Genomic DNA, 9,580 nt, shown 5'->3' with positions numbered 1-9,580 from the left:
GGGCCCGGATTGCGTACCCGCAGGACATCAAGTGCTTCGTCGGGCACCCGTCCGGTCGGGGGCAGCAGCCGCAGTACGGCCACAACGTGCTCGACGACCCGCCACGCGTACGCATCCTGCATGGTCGCCGCGACGCTGTCGGCGAAGAACTCCGCGTGCTCCACCCTCATCTGCCCCGGCCGCAGCGGCACCTCGTCCGCACCGGCCAGCGCGCGCAGAAACCGCTTCAACGGCGTCCACATCGCCAACGCCGAGGAGGCGGTGCGCAGTCGCCCGCCAGGGCCGATCCGGGCGGCCACTGCGACCGCGAGATCCTCGTGCCAGCCAGGCAGCTCGCAGTCCGCGAAGTCGAAGGTCCGGCTCCGGCCGTCCTCGCCGTCGAAGTCCACGCACACGCTGCCGTCCGGCGAGCGGTAGACCGCCGAGCGAACGTCGTAGTCGCCGTCGGGCAGGGCCGCCCGGACCCCGGGGCGGGTGCTTCCGCGCGTGCTCATGCGACCGCCGCCGTCTCATCGACCACGTCCACCGGCAAGTCCCACCCGCTGGGAACCAGCGCCATCCTGGTCTCCATCTCCAGCTCGGCCAGAGTGTGCAGGTAGACCAGAGTGGTGACCACCGAACGATGTCCGAGCCTGCGGCGCACCCAGTCCAGCGGGTCACCGAACACCCTGGTGTAGTGCTCGCGCTGGCGCGGATGCTGCTCGGTCAGAGCCGCCAGGTGCCCGCGCTGCAACTGCTCCAGTGTCACCACGGCGAAGGTGTGCCGCAGCATGTGCGCGTGACAGGCCAACAGCACGCCCGCCGCCGTGCACCGCCGGTTCGAGGCCGCGAACATCTCCTTCCACGCCGAGACCGACAACGGCTGCCCGCCCTCGCCGAGCCACAACATCGCCGGCTCCAACCCCGCCGGGCCCTCGACCAACAGCAGACGCCGTTCACTCGCGCCCAAGTGCTCCACCTTGACCCGGGACGTCGACCTGACCCGCCGCGCCCACGGTCTGCCCGGCTCCTCCACCACCCAGGGCCTGCGCCAGCGCGCATACCGCCCCGCCGCCTGCGCCTGGGCGACCACCTCCGCCCGGTCCCACCGCCGGTAGTCATCCACATCCCGCAGCACCGCGGCCGGCACGTACGTCCAGCGCGACGAGCTGCCCTTCGCCACCGCCTGCGGAAGCCAGAACCTCACATACGCACCCGCCTCCGGTGTCCACCACGGCACGTCGAACATCGTCAGCGCGCACTGCTCGGCAAGCCTGAGCCCGGTGCGGACCATCACGTCGCAGAACGTTGCGTTGCGGGCCGCCCACCGAGCCCGGAACCCAGGCCGTGGCAGGCCCGCCACGTCGAAGCCCCGCACCCCCACATCCCGCCAGACCCGGTAAGAGAACGGCGGCAGCCACTCCACCCGCACCGTCCCCGCGTCCCGCGCGTACGTCGCCGGCCGCTGCTCGTCAGCCGTCCGGCGCGACAACTGCGCGCCAACTCGCGGGCGCCTGGCCACCTGCGGAATCGGGCTTGTCGGCAGGTGCCCGGCACGCACCGCCCACCGGTAGAAGGCATCCACCCCCGCTACTTCACGGTTCCAGGTCGCTTCGGAAATACGGGGCCCGTCGCCGTCCCGGCGCCGCCAGACCAGATAGGCGAGGTGATCTTCCTCGGTTGCCTCCCGCCAGCCCCTACCGCGGCGAGACACCCACAGGAATGTCAGGAACGCCGCCAAGTCCCGGGCGTAACCGAACTGCGTGCTCACCGCACGCATGCGCATCCCCGGCGACTGGAAGAAGCAGTTCAAGACGACGTCGTACTCGAACACCGGCGAGACGAGGAATGGTGTGCCTGCCTCCAGGCCCACCTCGTGTAGCCACTCGGCCCGGTTCGCCGTCAGCAGCTGCAGGTCGAAGGGAGGTCCGTCGGGAGGGAGGGTGAAGTCCTCCGCCGTGGCCCGCACTCGCCACGCGTTCACGATCATGACGGTAGGTATATGGTCAGTGACCGAATGTGCACAAGGCGTCGTCGCGAAGCGCGGGACCTCCCCGTACCGGGGGAACCAGCGCGTGTGGGAGATTCTCTGCACCAACGGCAGCAGCAGGCCGCCCACTTCTACTCGATGGGCCGGAGTGGCTGAGTCTCCAGGACGACTGCCTTGCTGGCCCCTCAGGGATGTGTCGGCGGCACCTCGGAGTGGAGTCGCCCGGCTCCGCCCTGATCCGGATCGGGGGAAGCCGGGCGTTGCCGTGTGGGCTAGGGGCAGCTGGTGGTGGTGTCGCCGGGGTCGGTGGTGCAGGTGTCGGTGCCTGGGCCGCCGTTGGCGGTGTCGTTGCCGTTGGTGCCGTCGGCGGTGTTGAGCGTGTCAGCGCCCGCTTCGCCGATCAGCCTGTCGTTTCCGAGGCCAGCGGTGAGCGTGTCGTTGCCGCTGGCGCCGTTGAGCGTGTCGTTGCCGCCGCCGCCATCGAGCGTGTCGTTGCCGGCGTCGCCGTCGACGATGTCGTCTCCGGCGTCGCCGTAGACCGTGTCGTTGCCGCTGCGCGCGCTGATGATGTCGTTGCCGCCCAGGCCGCAGATCACGTCTCTCCCATTCGTTCCGACAAGGTTGTCGACGCCGTTGGTGCCGGTGATCGTGCAGCCGCGGGTGTTGGTCACGGTGGTAGTGGCTGTGGCGCTGTTGTTGTCCGGGGTGAGGTCGGACTCCGTGGCGGTGACGGTGACGGTGTCGGAAAGTGTGCCGGTGGCGGTGGGTTGGACGGTCACCGTGACGATGGCGTTCGTGCCGGGGGTGAGGGTGCCGAGCGTGCACTGGGCTGTGGTGGTGCAGGTGCCCTGGCTGGGTGTGGCCGAAAGCAGTGTCCCGGGACCGGTGAGCGTGTCGCCGAGAACAATGCCGGTGGCGGGGCTGGTGGAGCTGTTGTTGGTGACCGTCACGGTATAGGTGGCCTGGCTGCCCAAACCGATGCTGGCCGGGCCGGTCTTGGTCACCGACATGTCCACGTCTTGAGGTGTACTCGCGCCGTCCTGGTAGCGGACCAGCGCGAAGTCGGCGCCTTCCCCACCCACAGCGATGGCCTTGCCGTCGGCCTGCAAGGCCAGCCCGTGCGCACCGCTGTTGCCGAAGTCGGTGACGACCTTGCCGCCGGTACCGTAGCCGGTGTCCAGGCTGCCGTCCGGCATGTACCGGGCCACCGCGAAGTCGAGGTCACTGGGACCGGTACGGCCCGCGGCGACGATCTTGCCGTCGGACTGCAACACCATCGCGCGGGCCTCGGCGCCGGAAGCGAAGGGCGTGGTGACACCCCTTCCTTCGGGACCGAAGCTGGGGTCCGGACTGCCGTCAGGGTTGAGCCGCCCCACTGCGAACGTCCGGGGCCCGAAGATGTCCGCTGCGGCCCAGCCTGCAGTGACGATCTTGCCGTCGGGCTGTACCGCAACTTCGTACGCGAAGGCGCCATCAGTGTTGACGAAACAGACCGGGGCCTTACCGTCCTCGCTGAAACTGGTGTCGAGGCTGCCGTCCGTGTTGGAGCGGATCACTTCGAATGCGCAGTTCACGCCGGGCCCGGCGGTGACGATCTTTCCGTCGGGCTGCAGCGCCATCCCCTGGGCCCACCCGGCGGCGCCGAAGCTGGGGTCGGTGGCCACCGTGCCGCCCATCCCGAAGCCGCTATCGAGGCTGCCGTCCGTGTTGTAGCGGGCGACTGCGAAGTCGAAGCCCTCGAAGCCGCCGCGCCCGGCAGCGACGATCTTGCCGTCGGGCTGTACCGCTACCTTCAAGGCCTCGGAGTCATAGATGCCACCGAGGTCTGTGGTCACCTTTCCGCCAATACCGAAGCTGGTGTCGGGACTGCCGTCCGCGTTGTAGCGGGCCATCCCGAATTCGAGGCCGGTGTTCAAGTCAGCGGTGCCTGCGGCGACGATCTTGCCGTCGGCCTGCAACGCGACCGCGAACGCGACGTCCTCGTCACCGAAGTCGGTTGTCACCCTTCCGCCCGTACCGAAACTGACGTCCAGGCTGCCATCGGGATTGTGACGGGCCACAGCGAAATCGCCGAAATCCGGGTTGGGACCGCCGACACCGGCCGTGACGATTTTGCCGTCGGGCTGCACCACGACCGCGCCCGCCACATCACCACCGCCGAGGTCCGCGGTCACCATGCCCGTGCCACCGAACGTCAGATCCAACTCACCCGGAGCAGCCAGAGCAGCTGCGGGCAGAGCCAACACGAGCGCCAAGCAGGCCGCCACCACCCCTCCGACCCTGCCGGCACGCGTCCGACGACGCCTTGCAGAAACCCCGCCACGCCCCGGCAGCTGAACAGAAATAGGCACCGACATACAGTCCACTCCGCCCTTCCTCATCCCGCGGCCGGCCGCCGACGCCGAAGCCCTCATGAGAGTCCGGTAACCGCAGAGGGTCGGCACGCACACCTTGCATGCCCATAGCCCCGCCGACGGCCGACGCAGATCCGCCGCCCGCTCAGAGCATCCGGCCTCTAGTCTTCTTGGCGCCGCCCCGGCAAGGCCCAGCGGCTTGCCGCCCTGCGCCCACTGACGGCCTCGGATACACCCGCGCGGAGGACCCGCACCTCCTTGGCCAACGCTGCGGGTTCTCCGTCACCCGGCGCCAGCCCACCAGCGCGGATGGCTCGACCTGGGTGGCGCAAACACGAGCAACGTCGAGCAAGCACAGGAGCTTCTCTGCACCGCCGCTGAATGTACGACCTGACCGGGGATACCGGCGTGGCGATCAGGTGAGGCAGGCCTTCGACGCGTATCCAGCCTTGCGCCGAGACGTTGTCCGTTCGGCATTCCCCGAAGCCACGCCCGCGCTGCCGTTTCGCCAAACGCTCCCAGCAGCAACCCGGCGGCGTTCGACAGAACTGGAGAAACACCATGCGTAGTCAAGGCCTCAAGCGACGCACGTCGTCCCTCTTCACCATCATGGGGTTGAGCATCGTGCTGCCGTTGGCCCCGGGAATCACCCCGGCACACGCGCAGGGGGCGCAGCTGGAGGTCGGCAAGACCGGGGGGAGCTTCGTCCGGGGCGGGGCCGGCCAGTACACCGTCACCGTGTCCAACACCGGCACGGAGCAGTGGACCGCCCCTGCCTCCGTGAGCGACATCCTGCCCGCGGGACTCACTCCCGTAAGCATCACCCCGTCCGACCCTGCTCAGTGGGCGTGCGCCGTGGTCACTGGCGGCTTCAGTTGCGACAGCCAGGGCCCCCTTCCGGCTCCCTCGAACTACACCTTCACCTTCAACGTCGCCGTGGCCGCGGATGCGCCATGCACCGTTACCAACGAGGCGCTAATCACCAGCGGATCGGCAATTGTCGACTCGGTTCAGGTCACCACGACCATCCCTGGCGGATCCTGCAACGGAGGAGGCGGAGGCAACGGAAGTAATGGCGGGATTGGATCGCTCCTCCCTATCAACCTCAACGGCATCTTCACCATGTTCAACAACATCAGCACCAACAACAACATCAACAGCCCCGGCGGCGGCAACGCCACCACCCAGAACTTCACGAAGAGCACCAACTGACAACGACACTGCCGACCGGGCCACCTCCCAGCGGGATGGCCCGGTTGCGCGGCGGCTGGATGAAGCTCCTGACCGGCACCGCCCGCCCGCAACGGGCTGCACTGGCCAACCCCTCACGGACGATCACGGCAGCCGTACTGGCCGGCGCCCTGCTCTCGGGCGTTGCCGCGGCGCCGGCCCCCGGCCACCCAACAGCGCGGTGCGACCAGCAGCCCTGTCCATCGGGCGTGACCGCGGACAGTTCGACAGTCGCCTGGCAGCGTCCACACGCAAGCCGGCCAGCCGCCCCGCGGCTCCCGCAGCCTTCTCTGCACTTCACCATGATCGTGCGCGGCGAAGAGGAGATCTCACGGGCAGTGCCTGTGGCCTGCCTTTTCTCGGTATACGCCGACTCGTTCAAGGTCCGCCGGCACCGATATCCGTCGCGCACGTAGGAGCGCCGAAACCATCGCAACCGGCCACCCCCGGTGCTGACCCACCGGGAAGCCGCTGGACCACTCCTGGCCGCAATCAGGGGCCGTCATCAGCAGTGGCACCTTTCCGCTCACGAGTCCGAGATGGAACCGAGAACGAACCAAGGCCAGGGTTCGGGTGTGTTGAGTCCTTGACCTGGCCGGGGGTGCTGCTGGGGCGATCAGGTGAGTCAGGCGTTCGCCCCGTAGCCGGTTGCACTCTGACGCGTTGTCCGTTCGGCATTCCCGAATCAAATTCGCGGCGCATCCTCAAAGTAGTGCAGCGGATATGGACAGAGCAGGAGAACACCATGGGTAGTCAAGGGTTGAAGTGGCGGATGTCCTCCCTTCTCACCCTCGCGGGGCTCGGCATCGCACTGCCGTTCGCTGTCGGCATCACCCCCGCGTACGCGCAGGGGCCAGACCTGGAGGTCACTAAGACGCACGAGGCCACCTTCCCCCGCGGGGGGAGCGGCCTGTACACCATCACAGTTACCAACACCGGCACGGAGGCGTACGACGGCCAAGTAACCCTCTCCGAGACCCTGCCCACCGGAATTCTCGCGCATGAAGTTGCTGCTCCCGCCGGATGGTCTTGCCAGATCGAACCGAACTCCACGTACTTCGAGTGCGTGAATGCGGGTCCGATTCTTCCTGACTCCACGCATACCTTCCTTCTCTTCGTCGATGTGCTCACCGACTCGCCGTGCTCGGTCACCAACCGGGTGGAACTCTTCGACGCCGAAACAAACCGGATCGCCGGGGCCGAGGACCCGACCACCATCACCGGCGGAGAATGCCCGCCGGGTCAGAACCCGCTCTTGTCCATCAGCAAGTCGCACACGGGCAACTTCACCCAGGGCGGGACCGGGACCTACACGATCTCGGTGTCCAACGCTGCTAACGCGCAGCCGACCGTCGGCACGGTCACCGTCGAGGACTCCCTGCCCACCGGCGTCATCCCCACCGCTGCGTCGGGGACCGGCTGGAACTGCGGCATCTTCGGGCAGACGGTTTCCTGCACACGCAGTGACGCGTTGGCGCCTGGCGCCAGCTACCCCGCGATCACTGTCACCACCAACGTCACCACCAGCGCGCCCTGCACCTTCACCAACAGCGCCCGTGTCTCCGGCGGCGGCAGCGCCCCAATTCAGGACGAAGACGAGACCACCGTCACCGGCGGAACCTGCACCCCCGCCCAGAACCCCGCCCTGTCCGTCAACAAGTCGCACACGGGCAACTTCACCCAGGGCGGGACCGGGACCTACACGATCTCGGTGTCCAACGCCGCTAACGGCGGGCCGACCACCGGCACGGTCACCGTCACGGACACCCTGCCCACCGGCGTCACCCCCACCGCCGCGTCGGGAACCGGCTGGAACTGCGGCATCTCCGGGCAGACGGTGACCTGCACACGCAGTGACGCGCTGGCGGCAGGTGCAAGCTACCCCACGATCACCGTCACCACCAACGTCACCACCAGCGCACCCTGCACCTTCACCAACACCGCCAGCATCTCCGGCGGCGGCAGCCCTGCAGCCTCCGACAACGACCCGACCACCGTTACCGGCGGAACTTGCACCGGGGGCAACGGAGGGAACGGCGGCAACGGGGGCGGCGGGGGCGGCGGATCAATCCTTCCCATCAACCTCAACGGCGTCTTCACGATGTTCAACAACATCAGCACCAACAACAACATCAACAGCCCCGGGGGCAGCAACACCACCAACCAGAACTTCACGAAGACGACCAGCTGAGCCAACACCCCGTCAGGGCACCGGATGAAGTGGCCCTGATGCGGCCTCTCCCGTATCCCAGCTGGTCGTCCCACGCCGGACGATCGCTTGGGACGCGGGCCGAAACGGTGCGGGGCGACGATCCGTGACTCATGGTGTAGCCCCCGCGATTGAGACCACGAGCCCTGTGTGACGCTCCAGAACGGGAGACCCCTGTGTTCCGGGGAACAGCTACCGCGACCCGGGTAGCACTAAGGAACTCGCGTAGCCGGCCATCGGTGCTGTCGCAGTCATCGATGGCCGGCCAGCGGACCACCGAGCCCGCCATCACTCGCCGAAAGCGGGCCAGACCGGGCACCCGCACACAGGCACTCGTGGTGGTGGCGGCAATCGCCGGGGCGCTACTCCCCGGCCCAGCCGAACCGAGGGGCCTGATCCGCAACGACGATGCCACGCAAACCACCTTCGCCCCTGCCACCCATGGCCGCCCACCGGTCCGTGGACAGGCGATGGCAACCGCGCCTGGCAATGCTGCCGCCAGCCCTCGAATTCGGTCGCTGCGGGCGGTTGTGCGAGCCACCTTGCCCCACGATCCCCAGGCGTTCACCCAAGGTCTGGAGTTCCGCGGCGCCACCCTCTACGAGAGCACAGGGCTAGTCGGCCGGTCCTCGCTTCGCGCCGGGCCGCCGGGCAAGCGGCCCACCCGGCAGGTCGAATTGCCGGCCCCCTTGTTCGGCGAGGGCATCACATTCTCGGGTGCCAAGCTATGGCAGCTCACCTGGCGCAATGGCATCGCCATCGAGCGCGATGCCACCACCCTCGAGGAACGTCGCCGAGTCAGCTTCCCCGGCGAAGGCTGGGGCCTGTGCCACCAGCGCATCGCCGGGCGGGAACGGCTGGTGATGAGCGACGGAACAGACAGACTCACGTTCCGCGACTCCAATACCTTCACGGCCACAGGCGGCATCAACGTGCGCAAGGACGACGCCCCCGCTACACGCCTCAACGAACTGGAATGCGCGCCCGACGGATCCATCTACGCCAACGTGTACGGGACCGACACGATCCTGCGCATCAACCCGCACACCGGCGCCGTCACCGCGCACATCGACGCATCCGGACTCCTGACCGCCGCCGAAAGCCGCCTAGCCGGCCAACTGAACGGCATCGCCGCCGTACCAGGCACCGACTTCTTTCTGATTACCGGCAAACTCTGGCCCCTCATGTTTCAGGTCGCCTACCTCCCCAGATGAGCCATCCCGCTGATCGCCCCTCGATCAGCTTCCGGTGAAGGCCCGGCGGCCCATCTCCTGGACTCGACTCAACCGGAGCAGTAGAAGGTGCAGTTAATAGGCCACTTGGTGCAAGGGCCAGTCTGGGACGGAGACCAGATCGCGACCTGAGGTCTGGCTGCGGGGGCTCGTTGGCTGAGGCCGCAGATGATGGAGGCGATCGGGCGGGCGGCAGTACGCCGGGCCGCACGGGCCAACGTCTTCGGCGGAGTGATCAGCGGGCTCCGGATGTCCCGGGTTTTGTGGATCACCGAATGTGGGCAGTAGCCGCGGTGATGAAGGTGTTGAGGGTGTCCTGTAGGTGTTGCTCGCGGTTGGCCAGTTCGGTTCTGGTGGCTGCCGCGCGGATGGGAGCGATTGCATCGAAGGCCGAGGCGGCAAGAGCGAGGAGCGTGGGGTCGTCGGTGAGGAGACGGACTTGGAACTGGGCGTTCTCTGTGGCGGCGCCGAGTCGGTTCACGGTTTCGTGGATTCAGCATTAGATGTACCATCGTGGGTGTGCTGACTCTCGCTGCTGACATCGAGGTGCTGGCGCGGTTCGGCCGCGCCCTCGCCGACCCGATCC

Annotated in this window: 7 protein-coding genes and 1 pseudogene; 4 read left to right on the top strand and 4 right to left on the bottom strand. The window is 67.8% G+C overall.

The features are described 5' to 3' along the window. The 3 genes from ACFWBW_RS40805 to ACFWBW_RS40795 form a co-directional block, all read right to left on the bottom strand. The coding region (locus tag ACFWBW_RS40805; RefSeq protein WP_385384676.1) for a hypothetical protein at positions 1 to 494 on the bottom strand (494 nt) is incomplete at its 3' end. Then, the gene (locus ACFWBW_RS40800) at positions 491 to 1,969 is read right to left on the bottom strand and encodes a tyrosine-type recombinase/integrase (protein WP_385384674.1); all 1,479 of its coding nucleotides are present in this window, start codon (positions 1,967 to 1,969) and stop codon (positions 491 to 493) included. The genes ACFWBW_RS40800 and ACFWBW_RS40805, both read right to left, overlap by 4 nt. A gap of 272 nt (positions 1,970 to 2,241) precedes the next feature. After that, positions 2,242 to 4,215 (bottom strand): calcium-binding protein, encoded by a 1,974-nt coding sequence (locus tag ACFWBW_RS40795; RefSeq protein WP_385384682.1) that lies wholly within the window; start codon positions 4,213 to 4,215, stop codon positions 2,242 to 2,244. Between the two features lie 732 nt (positions 4,216 to 4,947). Between ACFWBW_RS40795 and ACFWBW_RS40790 the strand changes: the two genes are divergently transcribed. The 3 genes from ACFWBW_RS40790 (at position 4,948) to ACFWBW_RS40780 (ending at position 8,976) form a co-directional block, all read left to right on the top strand. After that, positions 4,948 to 5,535 (top strand): hypothetical protein, encoded by a 588-nt coding sequence (locus tag ACFWBW_RS40790; protein WP_385384679.1) that lies wholly within the window; start codon positions 4,948 to 4,950, stop codon positions 5,533 to 5,535. A gap of 763 nt (positions 5,536 to 6,298) precedes the next feature. Then, the gene (locus ACFWBW_RS40785) at positions 6,299 to 7,744 is read left to right on the top strand and encodes a hypothetical protein (protein WP_385384671.1); all 1,446 of its coding nucleotides are present in this window, start codon (positions 6,299 to 6,301) and stop codon (positions 7,742 to 7,744) included. Positions 7,745 to 8,001: 257 nt separating this feature from the next. Further along, positions 8,002 to 8,976, top strand: a complete 975-nt coding sequence (locus tag ACFWBW_RS40780) for a glutaminyl-peptide cyclotransferase (protein ID WP_385384668.1) — start codon at positions 8,002 to 8,004, stop codon at positions 8,974 to 8,976. Positions 8,977 to 9,262: 286 nt separating this feature from the next. Here the strand turns inward: ACFWBW_RS40780 and ACFWBW_RS40775 are convergent, their stop codons facing one another. Then, on the bottom strand, positions 9,263 to 9,475 hold the full coding sequence (locus ACFWBW_RS40775; protein WP_385384665.1) for a hypothetical protein: 213 nt from the start codon (positions 9,473 to 9,475) through the stop codon (positions 9,263 to 9,265). Positions 9,476 to 9,513: 38 nt separating this feature from the next. Between ACFWBW_RS40775 and ACFWBW_RS40770 the strand changes: the two are divergent. Continuing rightward, positions 9,514 to 9,580, top strand: a pseudogene (locus tag ACFWBW_RS40770) (transcriptional regulator); the annotation flags it as partial.

It is taken from the genome of Streptomyces sp. NPDC059957 (genome assembly GCF_042730015.1).
In the GTDB taxonomy this organism is placed as follows: Bacteria; Actinomycetota; Actinomycetes; order Streptomycetales; family Streptomycetaceae; genus Streptomyces.
Note: the sequence above shows the minus strand (reverse complement) of the source record. Positions and strands in the feature narration are given on the sequence as shown.

Coding starts and splice junctions, on each gene's coding strand:
- ACFWBW_RS40800 (WP_385384674.1), bottom strand. CDS start 1,969: ATGATCGTGAACGCGTGGCGAGTGCGGGCCACGGCGGAGGACTTCACC.
- ACFWBW_RS40785 (WP_385384671.1), top strand. CDS start 6,299: ATGGGTAGTCAAGGGTTGAAGTGGCGGATGTCCTCCCTTCTCACCCTC.